General features: G+C 59.6%; 18 protein-coding genes. 10 read left to right on the top strand and 8 right to left on the bottom strand.

Annotated elements, in window-relative coordinates; genetic code table 11:
• Window positions 1-76: 76 nt before the first annotated feature.
• Genes kdpE through kdpF form a run of 6 tightly spaced genes read right to left on the bottom strand, consistent with a single transcriptional unit; the run spans window position 77 to window position 7,864 of the window.
• Window positions 77-754: a two-component system response regulator KdpE gene (gene kdpE, locus ACSIPU_RS08410; RefSeq protein ID WP_004111427.1), complete on the bottom strand. Its 678-nt coding sequence runs from the start codon at window positions 752-754 to the stop codon at window positions 77-79.
• Window positions 751-3,438 carry a two-component system sensor histidine kinase KdpD gene (gene kdpD, locus ACSIPU_RS08405; protein WP_016807941.1) on the bottom strand — a complete coding sequence of 896 codons (2,688 nt, stop codon included), beginning with the start codon at window positions 3,436-3,438 and terminating at the stop codon, window positions 751-753. Before kdpD ends, kdpE begins: the two co-directional genes overlap by 4 nt.
• 1 nt (window position 3,439) lies before the next feature.
• A complete protein-coding gene (gene kdpC, locus ACSIPU_RS08400) occupies window positions 3,440-4,015 on the bottom strand; it encodes a potassium-transporting ATPase subunit KdpC (protein ID WP_016807942.1) in 576 nt (191 codons plus the stop codon).
• A 10-nt stretch (window positions 4,016-4,025) separates the two neighbouring features.
• A complete protein-coding gene (kdpB, locus tag ACSIPU_RS08395) occupies window positions 4,026-6,074 on the bottom strand; it encodes a potassium-transporting ATPase subunit KdpB (protein ID WP_017146339.1) in 2,049 nt (682 codons plus the stop codon).
• Between the two features lie 21 nt (window positions 6,075-6,095).
• Window positions 6,096-7,775 (bottom strand): potassium-transporting ATPase subunit KdpA, encoded by a 1,680-nt coding sequence (gene kdpA, locus ACSIPU_RS08390; protein ID WP_196557893.1) that lies wholly within the window; start codon window positions 7,773-7,775, stop codon window positions 6,096-6,098.
• On the bottom strand, window positions 7,775-7,864 hold the full coding sequence (gene kdpF / locus ACSIPU_RS08385) for a K(+)-transporting ATPase subunit F (protein ID WP_016807944.1): 90 nt from the start codon (window positions 7,862-7,864) through the stop codon (window positions 7,775-7,777). The genes kdpA and kdpF overlap by 1 nt, the downstream gene beginning before the upstream one ends.
• A gap of 310 nt (window positions 7,865-8,174) precedes the next feature.
• Between kdpF and ACSIPU_RS08380 the strand changes: the two genes are divergently transcribed.
• Both ACSIPU_RS08380 and phrB read left to right on the top strand, forming a co-directional pair.
• Window positions 8,175-8,381 carry a DUF2517 family protein gene (locus tag ACSIPU_RS08380; RefSeq protein WP_004100261.1) on the top strand — a complete coding sequence of 69 codons (207 nt, stop codon included), beginning with the start codon at window positions 8,175-8,177 and terminating at the stop codon, window positions 8,379-8,381.
• A 254-nt stretch (window positions 8,382-8,635) separates the two neighbouring features.
• Window positions 8,636-10,078 (top strand): deoxyribodipyrimidine photo-lyase, encoded by a 1,443-nt coding sequence (phrB, locus tag ACSIPU_RS08375; RefSeq protein WP_194308209.1) that lies wholly within the window; start codon window positions 8,636-8,638, stop codon window positions 10,076-10,078.
• On the opposite strand, the gene dtpD is transcribed toward phrB, so the two are convergent.
• Window positions 10,047-11,528: a dipeptide permease DtpD gene (dtpD, locus tag ACSIPU_RS08370; RefSeq protein WP_024273922.1), complete on the bottom strand. Its 1,482-nt coding sequence runs from the start codon at window positions 11,526-11,528 to the stop codon at window positions 10,047-10,049. The genes phrB and dtpD overlap by 32 nt on opposite strands.
• 270 nt (window positions 11,529-11,798) lie before the next feature.
• Here dtpD and ACSIPU_RS08365 point away from each other — a divergent pair, with 270 nt between their 5' ends.
• From ACSIPU_RS08365 to nei, 8 genes are all read left to right on the top strand, one after another.
• Window positions 11,799-12,542, top strand: coding sequence for a type 2 GTP cyclohydrolase I (locus ACSIPU_RS08365; protein WP_004100265.1), 744 nt, complete (start codon window positions 11,799-11,801; stop codon window positions 12,540-12,542).
• Window positions 12,543-12,557: 15 nt separating this feature from the next.
• Window positions 12,558-13,214: a 5-oxoprolinase subunit PxpB gene (gene pxpB / locus ACSIPU_RS08360; RefSeq protein ID WP_004100266.1), complete on the top strand. Its 657-nt coding sequence runs from the start codon at window positions 12,558-12,560 to the stop codon at window positions 13,212-13,214.
• On the top strand, window positions 13,208-14,140 hold the full coding sequence (gene pxpC, locus ACSIPU_RS08355) for a 5-oxoprolinase subunit PxpC (RefSeq protein ID WP_004100268.1): 933 nt from the start codon (window positions 13,208-13,210) through the stop codon (window positions 14,138-14,140). The genes pxpB and pxpC overlap by 7 nt, the downstream gene beginning before the upstream one ends.
• Entirely contained in the window at window positions 14,130-14,876 is a 747-nt protein-coding gene (gene pxpA / locus ACSIPU_RS08350; protein WP_004100269.1) for a 5-oxoprolinase subunit PxpA, read from the top strand. Before pxpC ends, pxpA begins: the two co-directional genes overlap by 11 nt.
• Window positions 14,877-14,942: 66 nt before the next feature.
• Window positions 14,943-15,668: a DUF969 domain-containing protein gene (locus ACSIPU_RS08345; protein WP_004100271.1), complete on the top strand. Its 726-nt coding sequence runs from the start codon at window positions 14,943-14,945 to the stop codon at window positions 15,666-15,668.
• A complete protein-coding gene (locus tag ACSIPU_RS08340) occupies window positions 15,665-16,660 on the top strand; it encodes a DUF979 domain-containing protein (RefSeq protein ID WP_004100273.1) in 996 nt (331 codons plus the stop codon). The genes ACSIPU_RS08345 and ACSIPU_RS08340 overlap by 4 nt, the downstream gene beginning before the upstream one ends.
• A gap of 9 nt (window positions 16,661-16,669) precedes the next feature.
• Window positions 16,670-17,314 (top strand): pyroglutamyl-peptidase I, encoded by a 645-nt coding sequence (gene pcp / locus ACSIPU_RS08335; RefSeq protein ID WP_004100274.1) that lies wholly within the window; start codon window positions 16,670-16,672, stop codon window positions 17,312-17,314.
• A 15-nt stretch (window positions 17,315-17,329) separates the two neighbouring features.
• Window positions 17,330-18,121, top strand: a complete 792-nt coding sequence (gene nei / locus ACSIPU_RS08330) for an endonuclease VIII (protein ID WP_016807948.1) — start codon at window positions 17,330-17,332, stop codon at window positions 18,119-18,121.
• A 45-nt stretch (window positions 18,122-18,166) separates the two neighbouring features.
• Here the strand turns inward: nei and gltA are convergent, their stop codons facing one another.
• Window positions 18,167-19,450: a citrate synthase gene (gene gltA, locus ACSIPU_RS08325; RefSeq protein ID WP_004100276.1), complete on the bottom strand. Its 1,284-nt coding sequence runs from the start codon at window positions 19,448-19,450 to the stop codon at window positions 18,167-18,169.
• Window positions 19,451-19,562: the final 112 nt, after the last annotated feature.

The raw sequence follows: 19,562 nt of genomic DNA, 5'->3' as shown, positions 1-19,562 counted from the left end.
TCAGCGCAGCGCCACCGCGATGAAACAGCGCAGGAACTGTAGCCCGGCTAAGCGAAGCGCGAGCCGGGGACAACGGCTAGGGCATAAACCGATAGCCGATCCCCGTTTCGGTCAGCAAGTGCTGCGGACGGGCCGGGTCGGCCTCCAGCTTTTGCCGCAGGTGCCCCATATAAATCCGCAGGTAGTGGCTGTGCTCCACCGCATTTGGCCCCCAGACCTGTTTGAGCAGCTGTCGCTGGGTCAGCACTTTGCCAGGATTGTTGAGCAGGACCACCAGCAGGCGAAATTCAATCGGCGTCAGGTGGATCTCTTCATCGCCGCGCACGATGCGGCGGGCGGGGATATCAACGTCAATATCGGCAAAACGCACCCGCGGCTCGTCGGCCTGGGCGCCGGCATGGCGACGCATCGCCACCCTCAATCGCGCCTGCAGCTCGCCAATGCCAAAGGGTTTACTGAGATAGTCATCGGCTCCTGCGTCGAGGGCGGCGATTTTGTCCTGCTCCTCGGTGCGCGCCGACAGCACGATAATCGGCATCTGGCTCCACTGGCGAACCTCGCGAATAAACGCGTTGCCGTCGCCATCGGGCAGACCCAGATCGAGAATAGCTAAATCCGGCTTGCGGGTCGCGGCTTCGATCAGCCCGCGCTGCAGCGTCTCTGCTTCAAATACGCGCATGCCGTCGGCTTCCAGCGCGGTGCGCAGAAAGCGGCGGATAGCATTTTCGTCTTCGATAATCAGAACGTTAATCACATTTCCTCGGCTAACTCTTCCAGTTCAGGGGGCGCTTCTCGCGGCAGTGTAACACGGAAACAGGCGCCGCCTTGCGGGCGCGTCTCGGCGCTAATCGTTCCGCCGTGCACCTCAACGATGGCCTGACAAATCGCCAGTCCCAGGCCTACGCCGGGGATCGCCGACTCTTTATTGCCGCGGGCGAATTTATCAAAGATAGCCTGTTCCTGCCCTGGAGGAATACCCGGCCCGTTATCCCACACTTCAAGCAATAAATGGTGCGGGTCGACATGCGCCGCGATGCCGATTTGCGCCTGCGGCCCGGTGTACTTCACCGCGTTTTCCAGCAGATTAATCAGCACCCGTTCAAATAGCGGGCCATCGACGTGTACCAGCAGCAGCGGGTCCGGCAGATCGAGCTGAATATGCCGCCCACCGAGCCCCGGTTCCAGCATGCGCAGCGCGCTGCCGACCACCTCTTCGAGGGTTAACCACTCTTTATGCAAATTAAATCCGCCGGACTGGATCCGCGCCATATCCAGCAGATTATTCACCAACCGGGTGGTGTTCAGTACGTGCTGGCGTATCTCATTGGCCTGCGGCGCGTGCTTCGACCCTTCGCTGGCAAGATCGAGGGTCAGGATTTCCGCCTGGCCGAACAGCACCGTCAGCGGGGTGCGTAAATCATGGGACAGCGCCGCCAGCAGCGAGTTGCGCAGGCTTTCCCGCTCGCTGTTCAGCCGCGCCTGCTCTTCGCTGGCGGTGAGCGTCAGTCTCTCCAGCGCGCTGGCGACCAGCAGGGTAAAGGTTTCCAGCAGGCGCTGTTGTTCGGGGATCATCAGCTGGCGCAGGTTAGCCGGCTCCACCACCACCAGCCCCCAGGTACGGGCGGCGCTTTTCAGCGGCAGGATTTGGTAGGGGACGCCGGGTAACGTATCGGTACCCGCCCCGGCGGGCAGCCCCTTATCGAAGCTCCAGCGGGCGATCGCGTCGTCCCAGGTGATGGCCGCGGTGGGTTGAGTCAATGGAGAGAGCCGGTTCATCTCATCGGGCAGCAGTAGCTGACTGCGCGCCTGAAACGTCGAGGCGATAAACCGTTCGCTGGTGGCGGCGATATCTTCACGGCTGCGGCCCACCGCCAGCGCTTTGGACATTTCGTACAGATGCCGGGTGCGCCGCTCGCGATAGCGCGCCACCCGCGCCTGGTAGCGAACGCCGGCGGTGAGGTTGCCGATAAGCAGCCCGACGGTCAGCATCACGCCAAAGGTGAGTAAATACTGTACATCTGAAACCGCCAGCGTACCGCGCGGCGCAACGAAAAACAGATCGAAGCTGACCACGTTAATCACCGTCGCCAGTACCGACGGCCAACGGCCATACACGAGAGCGATAATCACCACGCCAAGCAGATACAGCATCACCAGGTTGGCGGCCTCAAAGGCCATCAGCCACTGCATGGCGACAACGGTAATCACCGCGCACAGCGCGATGGCGACGACGCAGCCCTGGAGCTGTAGACGCCATTTATCCATCGCCGTCCGGCTATCGCTGGCGCGAGCCGGCAGGGAGGCGGCTTTTTCATCCAGCGCGATCACCACCAGATCGAGATCCGGGGCGTGACGGGCCAGCCGATCGGCGAAGCCGCCGCGATCCCACCAGCGCCTTTTCTGCTGGCGGCCAATCACTATCTTGCCGAGATTATGTTCGCGGGCGTAGTGCAGAACGGCCTTCTCTTCGGAGGGATCGGAGAGGGTGGCGGTTTCCGCTCCCAGCTCCTGCGCCAGCCTGAGCGCGGCGAGAATCGCCCGCCGCTTCGCCTCCGACAGGCGGTGCAGCGACGGGGTTTCAACATACACCGCATGCCAGACGCTGCCCAATCTGGCGGCCAGCCGGGCGGCGGCGCGCACCAGCTTTTCGCTGCCGGTGTTATGGCCGATGCAGAGCAAAATGGCGTCGCGGGTGTGCCAGACTTTTTCCTGGCCCTGGCGATCGCGCCAGGCGCGCATCTGCTCATCGACTCGATCGGCTGTACGGCGTAGCGCCAGCTCGCGCAGGGCGATGAGATTGCCCTTGCGAAAGAAGTTTTCAATGGCCCGCTCAGCCTGACCGCCGATATAGACTTTACCTTCATTGAGCCGCTGACGCAGATCGTCCGGAGGCAGGTCAACCAGCACCACATCGTCGGCGGCGTCGAAAAACGGATCGGGGACGGTTTCGCGAACCTGCACGCCGGTGATGCCGCTGACGACATCGTTCAGGCTCTCGAGGTGCTGAACGTTAACGGTGGTAAACACGTCGATGCCGGCTTCCAGCAGCTCTTCGACGTCCTGCCAGCGTTTAGGATGACGCGATCCGGGCGCGTTGCTGTGCGCCAGCTCATCGACCAGGATCAGCGCCGGGCGGCGGGCCAGGGCGCCGTCAAGGTCAAACTCCTTCACGTAGCGCCCGCGGTGGGAAAGGCGGCGCTGGGGCAGGGTACTCAGCCCCTCAAGCATCGCCGCCGTCTCTTTACGCCCGTGGGTTTCCGCCACGCCAATCAGGATATCCAGCCCCTGGGCGCGCAGCCGCTGCGCTTCCGCCAGCATCGCCCAGGTTTTACCGACCCCAGCGCAGGCGCCGAAAAATATCTTTAGCTTACCGCGATGCGGGGCGGCGGCGTGTTGCAGCAGGCGATCAGGGTCCGGACGCAGCGGCTCATCACTCATCTTACTTATCCTTCAGGGCATCCAGCGACATATTCAGCTGCAGTATATTTACCACAGGTTGGCCGAGAAAACTGAGCAACGGTTTTTGCGTTGCCTCGTTCACCAGTTGCGTGACCTGCTCCACGCTGAGCTGTCGCGCTTTGGCGACGCGCGGCGCCTGCCACAGGGCGGCGGCAGGCGTCAGGCTGTAATCCAGCCCGCTAGCCGAGGCGGTGACCAGCTCCACCGGAACCGTGGCGCTGGCGTCCGGATTGGCGGCGCGCAGGGCCTGCACCCGTTCGCTGATGGCGTTGTCCAGCGCCGGATTGCTGGCGGCGAGGTTGCTGCCGCCGGAGGCCAGCGGGTTATCCGGCATCTCCGCCGTAGCGGAAGGGCGGCCCTGGAAATAGCCCGGCGCCGTAAAGTTCTGCCCGATGAGACGGGAACCGCGCACTTCGCCGTCAATCCGCACCAGCGAGCCGTTGGCCTGCTGCGGGAACCACCACTGTCCCAGCGCGGTGGTCAACAGCGGGTAGACGCCGCCGGTGAGCAGCGTTAACAGAATAAACAGTACAAGGGCAGGACGAATGAATGACATGGTTTTTTCCTCACAGCAGCCCGGTCAGGGTCAATAACAGGTCGATAGCTTTGATACCGATAAAGGGCACCAGCAGTCCGCCCAGGCCGTAGACCCACAGGTTGCGGCGCAGCATCGCCGAGGCCGTCAGCGGCTTATAGCTCACGCCCTTCAGCGCCAGCGGGATCAGGAAGATGATAATCAGCGCATTAAAAATCACCGCGCTCAGGATCGCCGAAGAGGGCGAGTGCAGATGCATCACGTTGAGCATCGCCAGCGGCGGATAGACGGCGGCAAAGGCGGCCGGAATGATGGCAAAGTACTTCGCCACGTCGTTGGCGATACTGAAGGTGGTCAGGGATCCGCGGGTCATCAGCATCTGTTTACCGATATGTACGACCTCGATCAGTTTGGTGGGGTTAGAGTCGAGATCCACCATATTGCCCGCCTCTTTCGCCGCCTGGGTACCGGAGTTCATCGCGACCGCCACGTCGGCCTGCGCCAGCGCCGGGGCGTCGTTGGTACCGTCGCCGGTCATCGCCACCAGCCGACCTTCCGCTTGATACTGGCGGATCAACGCCAGCTTGGCCTCCGGCGTCGCTTCGGCGAGAAAGTCGTCCACTCCGGCTTCCGCGGCGATAGCGGCGGCGGTCAGTCGGTTATCGCCGGTGATCATCACCGTTTTAATCCCCATTTTACGCAGTTGGGCAAAACGCTCTTTGATGCCGCCTTTAACGATATCTTTCAGCGAGATAATCCCCAGCACCCGCTCGCCTTCGGCGACCACCAGCGGCGTCGCGCCAAGACGCGCCACTTCTTCAACCTGCTTATCGACATCGGCCGGAAAGTGGCCGCCGTTGGCCTCAACGTGGCGGCGGATGGCATCTACGGAACCTTTGCGGATCATCCGCTGGTCGATGTTGATGCCGCTCATCCGGGTCTGGGCGGTAAACGGCACAAAGGTGGCATGCAGCGACTGGAGATCGCGCTCGCGCAGGTTAAAGCGCTGTTTGGCCAGGACGACGATGCTGCGGCCTTCCGGCGTTTCATCGGCCAGCGACGACAGCTGGGCGGCATCGGCAAGGGTTTTTTCTTCCACGCCCTGCGCAGGCAGGAATGCCGAAGCCTGGCGGTTGCCGAGGGTAATGGTGCCGGTTTTGTCCAGCAGCAGGACATCGACATCGCCCGCCGCCTCAACCGCGCGGCCGCTGGTGGCGATGACGTTCGCGCCGAGCATGCGGCTCATCCCGGCAACGCCGATGGCCGACAGCAGGCCCCCAATAGTGGTGGGGATCAGGCATACCAGCAGCGCCACCAGTACCGTTACGCTGACAGCATTACCGCTCCAGGCGGAGAAGGGCCAGATAGTGGCGGTGGCCAGCAGGAATACCAGCGTCAGGGCAATAAGCAGGATGGTTAGCGCAATTTCGTTCGGCGTCTTGCGGCGCTGAGCACCTTCAACCATGGCGATCATCCGGTCAAGGAAGGTTTCGCCCGGGTTGACGCTACAGCGGATCACCAGCCAGTCGGAGAGAATACGCGTCCCGCCGGTCACCGAGGCGAAGTCGCCGCCGGATTCGCGGATAACCGGCGCGGACTCACCGGTAATGGCGCTCTCATCTACCGATGCGCCGCCTTCGATAACTTCGCCATCGCAGGGGATAATATCTCCCGCTTCCACCAGCACCACGTCACCTTTACGCAGCTCTTCGGCGGGGACGTGGTCAATTTGCGCATCGTGCTGCGGCGCGCGCAGCTTACGGGCAAAGGCGGTCTTTTTGACACCTTTGAGGCTGTTGGCCTGCGCTTTACTGCGGCCTTCCGCCATCGCTTCGGCGAAGTTGGCGAACAGGACGGTGAACCACAGCCAGAGACTAATAGCGGCGGTAAATCCGGCGCTGCCGGCGATTTGCCCGCTCGCCATGGCAATGGCCAGCAGGGTGGTGAGCAGGCTGCCGATCCAGACGATAAACATCACCGGGTTACGCCACTGTACGGCAGGGCTCAGTTTTTTCACGGCGTCGAGCAGGGCCTGACGCACCAGCGTCGGCTCCAGCAGGGCTAATGATTTGCGACTCATAACAGGTTGCTCCGCAATCGCTTAAAGTAAGGAAAAATGTTCTGCCAGCGGGCCGAGCGCCAGCGCGGGAATAAAGGTCAGGGCGCCGACCAACAGCACGGTGCCGATCAGCAGGCCGATAAACAGCGCGTCATGGGTGGCGAGCGTGCCGCTGCCGGCGGGCTGAATTTTCTTCGTCACCAGCGAACCGGCAATCGCCATCACCGGGATAATCACCGCGAAGCGGCCGACCAGCATGCAGAATGCCAGCAGCAGGTTCCAGAACGGTGTTGCCGCGCTGAGGCCGCCAAAGGCGCTGCCGTTGTTGTTCGCCGCTGAGGTGACGGCATACAGTACTTCGCTGAAGCCATGCGGCCCGGGGTTAAACATGCCCGCGCGACCGGCCTCGGTCAGCATCGCCAGCGCCGTGCCGAGGAGCACCAGCGTCGGGGTAACGAGGATCGCCAGTGCGATCATTTTCATTTCGCGGACGTCGATTTTTTTCCCGAGGTATTCCGGGGTGCGGCCAATCATCAGCCCGGCGATAAACACGGCCAGCATCACGAACAGCAGCATGCCGTACAGACCCGAGCCGACGCCGCCGAAGACCACTTCGCCTATCTGCATCAGCCACATAGGGACCATTCCGCCCAGCGCGGTAAAGGAGTCGTGCATGGCGTTGACTGCTCCGCAGGACGCGGCGGTGGTGACCACGGCAAACAGGCTGCTGGCGAGAATACCGAACCGGCTCTCTTTGCCTTCCATGTTGCTACTGCTGTCGGCGCCAAGGCTCAGCAAGTGAAGGTTGCCGCGGGTTTCTGCCCACATCACTACCGCCACGCAGACGATGAAGATGAGCGTCATCGCCCACAGAATCGCCCGACCCTGACGGCGATCGCCCACCGCCTCACCGAAAGCGAAGCACAGCGCCGCCGGAATGAGAAAGATCGCCAGCATCTGCACCAGGTTGGTCAGCGCGGTGGGGTTTTCAAAGGGATGCGCCGAGTTGGCGTTAAAGAAGCCGCCGCCGTTGGTACCCAGCATTTTTATCGCTTCCTGCGAAGCCACCGGCCCCAACGGCAGCATCTGGCGTACCCCTTCAAGCGAGGTAAATTCGTTATTCGGCGATAAACTTTGCGGCACGCCCTGCTGGATAAAGAACAGCGCAATCAGCAGCGAAATCGGCAGCAGCACCCAGAGAGTAATGCGGGTCAGATCGACCCAGGCGTTGCCCAGAGTGGTGACTTTCTGCCGGGCGTATGCGCGGGTGAGGGCAAAGATCACCGCGATGCCGGTAGCGGCGGAGAGGAAGTTTTGCACCGCCAGCCCGGCCATCTGGCTAAGGCTACTCATGGTGGCTTCACCGGCATAGGCCTGCCAGTTGGTGTTGCTGACAAAGCTCACCGCCGTATTCAGCGCCAGATCCCATGACAGACCGGGCAGATGCTGCGGGTTGAGCGGCAGAGAGCCCTGAAACATCAGCAGAGCGAACAGCGCCGCCAGACCCAGCGCGTTAAACAGCAGAATCGCCACTAAATACTGGAGCCAGTTCATCTCCTGCGAACGAATCCCCGCTGCCTGCCATAAACCGCGTTCAATCCGGGCCAGACCCGGTAGCGGCATATCATTGATCATCGTCGCCAGCGCCGTACCCAGCGGACGAGCGAGGATCATTAGCAGCAGAATAAAAGTCGCGATGAGTAAAAAACCTTGAGCGGCCATCAGAATGCCTCCGCATGTATCAGGGCATAAACCAGATAAACCAGCAACAGGAACACCAGCGCTACGCCAGCGATTACGCCTGTAGTCACAATCCACCTCCGGATGTCTTTTTTGATTTACGAGGAGAATAGGAAGTCGGGCGCAAAGATTTCGCAAAAATCAGCCACGGGGGTGTAAAAAAAATATAAAAATGGCCAAAACCACAATTTAACTAATGATTAGTATTAATTTAACCTTTATGTAACTTAATTACCGGATGAATGTAAATAAATCCTGAATAGGTGTTTTTTAGTGGTCGGATGAGTAGTAAAATTACAGCCAAAGCGGTACTATTTTAAGCAGAGAAACAGATTAACTTTACCGGCTTTGCTTGCCGGCCTGACAAAGGGGAGAGAAATTATGGCGTTGTACAAAACTTATCCTGCTCATATCATCTTTGCGCGTCGCGCTTTCGCCGTGGCGGCTGGCGTACTGGCGCTGCCGGTGATGCTGTTCTGGAAAGATCGCGCCCGTTTTTACAGCTGGCTGCACCGCGTGTGGGCAAAGACCAGCGAACAGCCGGTATGGATGGCGCAGGCCGAAAAAGCCTCCGCAGATTTTTATTAATAACGGCTTATGGCTCAGCGCGTGCGCGCCGTGGAAACAGGCTAATGTATTGAGATTGCGGTTTATTTACCCTGTCTCCTCCGCCAGACTCGCGACACAGCGTGCCAACAGATTGCTTTATCATCATGCCGCCGGTTTATCCGGCGGTTTTTTTTTGCCATGAGTGGCTTACACTTATTCACTCCCCGAAGGTTAACCTGCGGGAGGGTTAAATATACGTCGAACTTATCAATTTTCATGATGAAAGGAATGTTATGGCCACCCATCTGGTCTGGTTTCGCGCGGATTTGCGCATCCACGATAACCTGGCGCTCGCCGCCGCCTGCCGCGATCCGCATGCCAGGGTGCTGGGATTATTCATCGCCACGCCAGGGCAATGGCGTCTGCACGGTATGGCGCCGCGCCAGGCGGCGTTTATGGTCAGCCATCTGCACAGCCTGCAAGCGGCGCTGGCCGAAAAGGGGATCCCGCTGCAGATTGAACATGCTGAAGATTTCACCGCCAGCGTAGAGCTACTCGTCAGCATTTGCCGGCAGCAGCAGGTGACGCATCTGTTTTACAACTACCAGTATGAAATCAATGAGCGCCAGCGCGATGCGGCGGTGGAGAGAACCTTAGCAGAGGTGACCTGTCAGGGGTTTGATGACAGCGTGCTGCTGCCGCCCGGCAGCGTGCTGACCGGCAGCCGCGAAATGTATAAGGTATTTACGCCGTTTAAAAATGCTTTTATTCGGCGTTTACAGGAGGCGCTGCCGGAGTGCGTCGCCGCGCCGAAAGTCCGAGCGGGTGGGCCCGTCACAGCCTCGTCTGCAGTAAAAATAGATTTTCCACAGACGTCATTTGATAGCGAACTGTTCGCCGCGGATGAAAAAAGCGCTATCGCCCGGCTTCGCGGCTTCTGCCAGCAAAAGGCCGCCGAATATGAACAGCAGCGCGATTTTCCGGCCATCGAAGGGACCAGCCGACTGTCGCCGTGCCTGGCGGTGGGCGCGCTCTCGCCGCGCCAGTGTCTGCACCGCTTGCTGGTGGAGCTGCCGCGGGCGCTGGATGGCGAAGCCGGAGCGGTATGGCTCAATGAGCTTATCTGGCGCGAGTTTTATCGCCACCTGATGGTTTACTACCCGGACTTGTGTAAAGGTCGGCCTTTTATTGGCTGGACCGATAAGGTTGCCTGGCTGGACGATAAATCCGCGCTTCAGGCCTGGCAGCGTGGGCAAACCGGCTTCCCGATTGTCGACGCCGCGATGCGTCAGCTTAATGCGACCGGCTGGATGCATAACCGCCTGCGGATGATTGTCGCCAGTTTTCTGGCGAAAGATCTGCGCATCGACTGGCGGCTGGGGGAGCGCTATTTTATCGAACAGCTTATAGATGGCGATTTGGCGGCGAATAACGGCGGCTGGCAGTGGGCGGCTTCGACCGGCACCGATGCCGCGCCCTATTTTCGTATTTTTAACCCTACGACCCAGGGAGAGCGCTTCGACAAAGCGGGGCAATTTATTCGTCAATGGCTACCGGAGCTGGCCGGGGTGCCTGAGAAAGCGCTGCATCAACCGTGGCTGTGGGCGGAGAAACAGGGCGTAACGCTGGATTATCCGCGCCCGATTGTCGATCACAAGCAGGCGCGGCTGGAGACGCTGGCGACCTGGGAAGCCGCCAGAGAAGTTAAGACTCCATCGCCAGGCGGCGAGCCCTGATCTTAACGGAGTGATACAGCCAGATAGCCAGCACCAGGCCGACGCAGGCCAGCGAGCCCCAGGTTATCTGGCTGAACACCTCAATGTAGGCATTAATTGAATAGTTGACGGCTCCGGCGGCGTCGAACGATCCCTGCGAGGTCTGATCGGCAATAACCCCAGCCAGATAGTTGGCGATAGCGCCGGAGAGCAGCATATATATGCCGGTCAGCACGCCGGTCACGCCGGGGATCTCGATACGGGTAATCTGCGACATCGCCACCGGGTCGATAAACAGTTCGGCAAACCCCATCACCGCCAGGCCCAGCACCATCAGCGGCATTGAGGAGTGCCCATAGGCGGCTGACCAACGTGCGCTAAGGGTCAGGATGCAGAACCCGGCGCTCATCAGGCCAAGGCCCAGCGCGAACTTACCCCAGATGCGCACGGTACGGTTGCCGTTGATGTTTTCTTTCACCAGCCACGCCAGAACCACCCCGCAGAGCATCACCGCAAAGGCATTGACCGACTGGAACATCGCGGTCGGTATCTCATAGCCCATAAAATGACGGTTAACAAAACGGTCGATGTACAGGCTGATGGAGCTGCCGCCCTGCTGCGCAAAGGCCCAGAACAGCAGACTGAAGCAGGTGAGCACCATAATCAGGCGCAGCTCTTTACGCTGCCTGGCGGTCTCTGCCCGCAGGTAGATCCGCGCCAGTACCGCCAGACCAATCACCGTCGCGACAATCAGCGCGTACACCGACCACTCCTGCCAGAACAGCACGGTGATCAGCAGCGGCGCGGCGATCAGCAGAACCAGCAGCCAGCCCCAGTTCGGTAAGACAAAACTCCGCGCCCGCAGCGCTTCGCGATTCACGCCCCGGGTGTGGCGGAAATGGTGATTGCCGCTGAGGAAAATCACCAGCCCGGCAATCATGCCAACGGCCGCCAGCGCGAAGCCCATCGCCCAGCTGTACTCTTGCTGTACGTAGCCGCAGGCGATTGGCGCGACGATAGACCCGACGTTGCCCGCCGCGTACATCAGCGAAAAACCGCCATCGCGACGCGGGTCTGTGGGTTCATACAGTTCACCGAGCAGACAGCTGACGTTGGATTTAAACAGCCCGTAGCCGCAGACAATAATCGCCAGCGACAGATAGAGAAAGGTGGGGGCGATTTCGCTGGCGCCGAGCACCAGATGGCCGATGGCCATCAGCAGCGCGCCGAGCATCACCGCCATACGGTTGCCCAGCAGCTTATCGGCCAGGAAGCCGCCGAGAATCGGCGTGACGTAGACTAAAGAACAGTAGGCGCTGAACAGCGCATAGGCATGATTATCGTCATACTTGAGCTGATTGGTGAGATAAAGAATGAGCAGCGCGCGCATGCCGTAAAAACTGAAGTATTCCCAGATTTGCAGCGCGACGACGTAATAAATCGCCCGCGGCTGTGAAGATTGTGTGTTCATGAAACGCTTTGTCCTGCCATAAAAATGAAAGTCGATCTTTCTGCATGAATAGCCACTCGCTAGTGATATTCATGGCCTTATAGGCTTTCTGGTTATTTAATATGCTGTAATAGTGCATAAATATACACGAATGCGCGAGAAGGTGAGTAGACAAATTGCGGGATTTTGTGAATGGGCAAAATTGACGGCGACGCGGCAGGACTATCGACTGATTGGGCGGATACCGTTATGTTATTCCTCTGCATAAAACGATGACCTGGTGGAACGGCAATGAAAAATAGTGAACTGGAACAACTGATTAATGAAAAACTCAATAGCGCGGCCATCAGTGATTACGCACCCAATGGGCTCCAGGTGGAAGGTCGCGAGACGGTTCGGAAAATCGTCACCGGCGTAACCGCCAGCCAGGCGCTGCTTGATGAGGCCGTCCGTCTTGAGGCGGATGCGGTCATCGTCCACCACGGCTACTTCTGGAAAGGCGAGTCGCCGATTATTCGCGGCATGAAGCGTAATCGCCTCAAAACGCTGCTGGCTAACGACATCAACCTTTACGGCTGGCATCTGCCGCTTGATGCCCATCCGGAGCTGGGCAATAACGCCCAGCTGGCGTCGCTGCTCGGCATTAACGTGATGGGCGAAATTGAACCGCTGGTGCCGTGGGGCGAACTGTCGATGGCGGTCTCGGGCCTGGAACTGGCGTCGTGGATTGAAGCGCGGCTGGGGCGCAAACCGCTGTGGTGCGGCGACACCGGGCCGGACAAAGTGGCCCGCGTGGCGTGGTGTACCGGCGGCGGCCAGAGCTTTATCGACAGCGCAGCCCGCTTTGGCGTTGATGCATTTATTACCGGCGAAGTTTCAGAGCAAACCATCCATTCGGCGCGCGAGCAGGGGCTGCATTTTTACGCCGCCGGACATCATGCCACCGAGCGTGGCGGAATTCGCGCGTTAAGCGAATGGCTGACGGAAAATACCGAGCTGGATGTCACCTTTATTGATATCCCGAACCCGGCCTGATGAACGGAGGTAAAAGTGCAGCGAGCGCGTTGTTATCTATTAGGTGAAACGGCAGTCGTACTGGAGCTTGAACCTCCGGTGACGCTGGAGAGTCAGAAGCGGATCTGGCGATTAGCCCAACGGCTGGTTGGTCATACCGAGGTGGTGGAAGCCGTTCCGGGTATGAACAACATTACCGTGATACTGCGAAATCCCCAGCAGACGGCGTGGGACGCGATCGAGCGCCTGCAAATCTGGTGGGAGGAGTGCGATACGCTCGAACCGGAATCGCGGGAGATTCTGGTGCCGGTCGTTTACGGCGGCGAAGGCGGTCCGGATTTGGGGGAAGTGGCTCGCCACAGCGGACTGAGCGAAAAGCAGGTGGTGGAGCTGCATTCATCGGTGGAGTACGTGGTGTGGTTCCTCGGCTTCCAGCCGGGGTTCCCCTACTTCGGCGGCCTGCCAGAGCGCCTGGCGATGCCGCGGCGGGCGGAACCGCGTCTGCTGGTGCCGGCGGGTTCGGTGGGGATCGGCGGAGCGCAGACCGGGATTTATCCGCTGGCGACGCCGGGAGGTTGGCAACTGCTGGGCCGAACGCCGCTGGCGCTATTTGATCCGAAGCGCAAGGAGCCGGTGCTGCTGCGCTCCGGCGACAGAGTGCGTTTCGTCCCGCAAAAGGAGGGCGTATGTTAAAAATCATCCGTGCCGGGATGTATACCTCGGTGCAGGACGGCGGGCGTGAAGGTCTGCGTCAGCTGGGCATCAGCCGCTGCGGTGCGATGGATAAACCGGCGCTGGTTACCGCGAATCTGCTGGTGGGCAACGGGGCCAATGCCGCGGCGCTGGAGATCACGCTGGGCCAGGTGGATATTCAATTTGAACGCAGCGGCTGGTTCGCGCTCACCGGCGCCGCCTGCGAGGCGAAGCTTGACGGCGAGCCGGTGTGGGTGGGCTGGCGGACGGCGGTCAAGGCCGGGCAGCGTCTGGTGCTCAAGAATCCACAGCACGGCGTGCGCAGCTATCTGGCAGTGGCGGGCGGTATCGCGGTGCCGAAGGTGCTGGGCTCGCGCAGTACCGATCTGAAAGTGGGTATTGGCGGTCTGGAAGGTCGACGTTTGCAGGATGGAGACCGACTGAAGCTGGGGAAATCGGATAAGCAGTTCCGCGGGCCGCGCGGGGTGAAGCAACTGCCCATCGGCAACCGCATCCGCGCGCTGCCCGGCCCCGAGTATCAGGAGTTTGACAGCGTGTCGCAGGACACTTTCTGGCGTTCGCCGTGGCAGCTTAGCCCGCAGAGCAACCGCATGGGCTATCGTCTGCAGGGGCAACCGCTGAAGCGGACGACCGATCGCGAGATGCTTTCGCACGGTCTGCTGCCTGGCGTGGTGCAGGTTCCGCATAACGGTCAACCTATCGTACTGATGAACGATGCCCAGACCACCGGCGGTTACCCGCGCATCGCGACGATTATCGAGGCCGATATGTATCAGCTGGCGCAAATCCCGCTGGGGCAGCCGATCCACTTTGTTCCCTGCTCTCTGGAGGAGGCGCTGAAGGCGCGCGCCGACCGGCAACGTTATTTTGAACAACTGGCATGGAGACTGAACGATGAAGATTGATTTAAACGCCGACCTTGGCGAAGGCTGCGCCAACGATAGCGCGCTACTGCAGCTGGTCTCTTCCGCCAATATCGCCTGCGGTTTCCATGCGGGCGATGCGGTGATGATGCTGCAGTGCGTGCGCGAAGCGCTGAAATATGGCGTCGCGGTGGGCGCGCACCCCAGCTTCCCCGACCGGGAAAATTTTGGCCGCACGGCGATGCAGCTGCCGCCGGAGACGGTTTATGCGCAAACGCTGTATCAGGTGGGCGCGCTGGCGGCGCTGGTGCGCGCGCAGGGCGGCGAACTACAGCACGTCAAACCGCACGGCATGCTCTATAACCAGGCGGCAAAAGATCCGCAGCTTGCTGACGCTATCGCCAAAGCGGTATATGACGTTGACGCCGGTCTGGTGCTGGTGGGCCTGGCGGGCAGCGAGCTGATTCGCGCCGGGCAGCGTTATCAGCTGACCACCCGCCAGGAGGTCTTCGCCGACCGCGGCTATCTGGCGGACGGTAGCCTGGTGCCGCGCACTCAGCCAGGGGCATTGATCGAGAGTGAAGAGCAGTCGCTGGCGCAAACGCTGGAAATGGTGCAGCACAGCCGGGTACGCAGCATCACCGGCGAATGGGCGCACGTGGTGGCGGAAACCGTTTGTCTGCACGGCGACGGCGAGCATGCGCTGGATTTTGCGCGTCGCCTGCGCGCGGCGTTCGCCGGACGTAACATTCAGGTGAGCGCGGAAGCAGAAGAATAAAAATAATATTATTAATCAATAAATTAATAACAAACAACACTTCACAACAACATACAGGATGTAATTATGGGAGAGTCATTATCTCTCTGGCCGCTGATCGGCATTGCCGCGATCGTGGTCGGATTTGTTCTGCGTTTTAACCCGGTGCTGGTGGTTATTGTTTCCGGGATCATCACGGGTCTGACGGCGCATATGCCGATCGCGACCATTCTGGAGAAGCTGGGTGAAGGATTTCTCAATACCCGCAATCTGCCGTTTATTCTTCTGTTGCCGCTGGCGGTGATTGGCCTGCTGGAGCGGCACGGTCTGAAAGAGCGCGCGCAGACGTGGATCGCGAAAATCCGCAGCGCCACCGCTGGTCGTCTGCTAATCGTCTATCTTTTCGTGCGTGAAGTGACCGCGGCGATGGGCCTTACCAGCCTGGGCGGTCATCCGCAGATGGTGCGCCCGCTTCTGGCGCCGATGGCGGAAGGGGCGGCGGAAAAAAACTTTGGCGCCTTGCCGGGAAATGTCCGCTATCGCCTGCGCGCGATGTCAGCGGCCACCGACAACGTGGGCCTGTTCTTCGGCGAAGATATTTTCGTTGCCTTCGGGGCGATTATCTTTATGCATAACTTTATGCTGGAGTCGGGGGGCATTCAGACTGAGCCGCTGCATATTGCCCTGTGGGGGATCCCAACGGCGGTATGCGCCTTCCTGATCCACTCTGCCCGCCTGTGGCGCCTCGACCGTCATCTCCAGCGCGAGCTGGACAAGGTTAACGCCGGGCAGGCGAAAGGCGGTGCCGTATGAATTTTCAGCAAACCTGGTTGTACTGGCTGGCGGGCGTCGTTCTGCTGGTGGTAGCGGTGATGTCATGGCGCGATAAGGCTAATCCGCGCAGGCTGACAACCGGTCTGTTCTGGGGTCTGTACGGCGTGGTCTTTCTGTTCGGCGACTGGACCTATGCGCTGGTCGGCGACAAGCGCCTCGTCAATATCGGCGTTGGCGTGGTGGTCGTGGTGCTGGCGCTGATCGCCGGATTTGGCGGCGTGCGTCTCGGTCGTTATCACCAGCGCTCGCAGGAAGAACGCAGCGCCAGCGCCGCGCGCCTCGGCAATCGGCTGTTTTTCCCGGCGCTGGCGATCCCGGTAGTGACGGTGATCGGCGTCCTGCTGTTTAATAATTTGCCCTCGCTGCAGGTCGCCATCTTTGGCCCGGGCAATCACGCCACGCTGATTACGCTGTTTTCAATGACTGCGGGCACGTTGATTGGTCTGGTAATGGCTATCCGCATGACCCATGAAACGGCGGTTCAGCCGTTACAGGAAGCTCGCCGTCTGCTGGATTCTGTGGGCTGGGCGTTTATTTTGCCGCAAATTCTGGCGGTTCTTGGGCTGCTGTTTACCGCCGCGGGCGTCGGCAACAGCATCTCCTGGCTGACGCAGCACTATCTGGCGGTGGACAGCCGGTTTATCGCCGTCGCCGTCTATACCCTTGGGATGGCGCTGCTGACGATGGTGATGGGCAACGCGTTTGCCGCTTTCCCCATCGTGACGGCAGGGGTCGGGATCCCGATTCTGGTGCTGCAGCACGGCGGTAACCCGGCGGTGATGGCGGCAATTGGCATGTTCTCCGGCTACTGTGGAACGCTGATGACGCCTATGGCGGCGAACTTCAATATCGTCCCGGCCGCGCTGCTGGAGCTGCCGGACAAAAACGCGGTGATCAAAGCCCAGGTGCCGACCGGCATTATGTTACTTATCGTGAACGTATTTTTGCTCTATTTCCTGATGTTCCTGTAAGGAGGGATGATGGCTGGCGTATTGATTACCGGTTTTGAACCGTTCGGCGGCGAAGCGGTTAACCCTTCGTGGGAAGTGGTAAAGCAGCTGGATGGCGCTATCATTGCCGGGCAACCGGTGGTGGCGCGGCAGCTGCCCTGCGTCTTCGGCGAGGCCCTGACGGTGCTGAACGTCGCGCTGGATGAGCTGCAGCCGCGCCTGATCCTGGCGATTGGTCAGGCGGGCGGTCGCGTCGACATCACCGTTGAACGGGTAGCGATCAACGTCGATGATGCGCGGATCCCGGATAATAAAGGTCTGCAGCCCATTGACGTACCGATCGTGGCTGACGGTCCGGCGGCGTACTTTAGCACGCTGCCGATCAAAGCGATCGTTGCCGCGCTGCGCAGCAAGGGGATCCCGGCGTCGGTATCGCAGACGGCGGGGACGTTTGTCTGTAATCACGTGATGTACGGTCTGCTGCATAGCCTGCGTAACAGCAGCGGCGTGAAGGGCGGGTTTATCCATATTCCGTATTTGCCTGAGCAGGCTGCGGCTCACCCCGGTGCCGCCAGTATGGCGGTAGAGACGGTGCGTGCGGCGCTGGAAACGGCTATCGCCGTTGCCCTGCAGCAGGATGGCGACGTGAAAATCGGCGGCGGCGCAACGCATTAACACAAGGATATTATTATGCCGGAAGGTCCGGAAATTCGCCGTGCGGCGGATAGCCTGGAAGCGGCGATTAAAGGCGAACCCCTGACTGAGGCGTGGTTCGCCTTCCCGCAGTTACAACATTACCAATCTCAGCTTGTCGGCCAGCGAGTGACGCGCATTGAAACACGCGGTAAGGCGCTGTTGACCCATTTCTCCGGCGGATTAACGCTGTATAGCCACAACCAGCTGTATGGCGTCTGGCGAGTGGTGGATGCGGGGGCGCAGCCAGAAACCACGCGCGTGTTGCGCGTTCGGCTGCAGACGGCGCGTAGAGCGATTTTGCTCTACAGCGCCTCCGATATTGAAATGCTGACGCCCGAGCAGCTCGCCCGACATCCATTTTTGCTGCGGGTCGGACCGGATGTGCTCGATATGAGCCTTAGCGTTGAACAGGTTAAAGAGCGGCTGCTGTCGGCGAAATTCCGCAACCGCCAGTTCTCCGGACTGCTGCTGGATCAGGCGTTTCTTGCCGGATTGGGCAACTATCTGCGCGTGGAGATCCTCTGGCAGGTTGGGCTAACCGGTCGTCACAAAGCCTCTGAACTGGATGAAAAGCAGCTCGATGCGCTGGCCCATGCGCTGCTGGAGATCCCGCGTTTGTCCTATAACACGCGCGGTCTGGTGGACGACAATAAGCACCACGGCGCGCTGTTTCGCTTTAAGGTTTTTCATCGCCAGGGTGAGGTCTGCGAGCGCTGCGGCGGGATTATCGAGAGGACCATGCTCTCGTCGCGGCCGTTTTACTGGTGCCCCGGATGCCAGCAATAAAAAAACGCGCCTTCAGGCGCGTTTTTTGTCGCTGCGAAAGCTGACTTAGCGAGCGATATCGTTCTTGAAGTCGCGTTTTTCGTAGCCGGTATAGAGCTGACGCGGACGGGCGATTTTCATGCCATCGCTGTGCATTTCGTTCCAGTGCGCAATCCAGCCCACGGTACGCGCCATCGCGAAGATAACGGTAAACATCGAAGACGGAATGCCCATCGCTTTGAGGATGATACCGGAATAGAAATCGACGTTCGGGTAGAGTTTCTTCTCGATGAAGTACGGGTCGTTGAGCGCGATGTGCTCAAGCTCCATGGCCACTTCCAGCAGATCGTCTTTGGTACCGAGCTCTTTCAGCACTTCGTGGCAGGTCTCACGCATAACGGTGGCGCGCGGGTCGTAATTTTTGTACACGCGGTGGCCAAAGCCCATCAGGCGGAAAGAGTCGTTTTTGTCTTTCGCGCGACGGACGAATTCCGGAATGTGTTCAACGGAGCTGATCTCTTCGAGCATCTTCAGCGCCGCTTCGTTGGCGCCGCCGTGTGCCGGCCCCCACAGGGAAGCAATGCCCGCAGCGATGCAGGCGAACGGGTTGGCGCCGGAAGAGCCGGCAGTCCGCACGGTGGAGGTAGAAGCGTTCTGTTCGTGGTCGGCGTGCAGGATCAGAATACGGTCCATTGCGCGTTCCAGAATCGGGTTCACTTCATATTTTTCACACGGCGTGGAGAACATCATATTCAGGAAGTTACCCGCGTAGGAGAGGTCGTTGCGCGGATAAACGAAAGGCTGGCCGATGGAATATTTGTAACACATTGCCGCCATCGTCGGCATCTTGGAGAGCAGACGGAATGCGGCGATATCGCGGTGGCGTGGGTTATTTACATCCAGCGAATCGTGATAGAACGCAGCCAGCGCGCCGGTAATACCGCACATGACGGCCATCGGATGAGAATCGCGGCGGAACGCGTGGAACAGACGAGTGATCTGCTCGTGAATCATGGTGTGGCGCGTCACGATGGTTTTAAATTCGTCGTACTGTGCCTGAGTCGGTTTCTCACCGTTTAACAGGATGTAGCATACTTCCAGATAGTTAGAGTCGGTTGCTAACTGATCGATCGGGAAACCGCGGTGCAGCAGGATACCTTCATCACCGTCGATAAAGGTGATTTTAGATTCGCAGGATGCGGTTGAGGTGAAACCAGGGTCAAAAGTAAATACACCTTTTGAACCAAGACTACGAATATCAATAACATCCTGACCGAGAGTGCCCTTTAGCACATCCAGTTCAATAGCAGTATCACCACCCAGGGTGATTTTTGCTTTAGCATCAGACATTTATGGTCTCCTTAGCGCCTTTATTGCTTAAGACTGCCGGGGTGGTGGATTTGCATTCGGCCCGTAGCAGATGACGTTACCAGTTTGTTATGTTGCACATCGCTCTGCGTCG

This window comes from Klebsiella sp. HN106, from assembly GCF_051209435.1.
Classification (GTDB): domain Bacteria; phylum Pseudomonadota; class Gammaproteobacteria; order Enterobacterales; family Enterobacteriaceae; genus Klebsiella; species Klebsiella oxytoca.
This window is presented reverse-complemented; position numbering and strand designations above follow the sequence as displayed.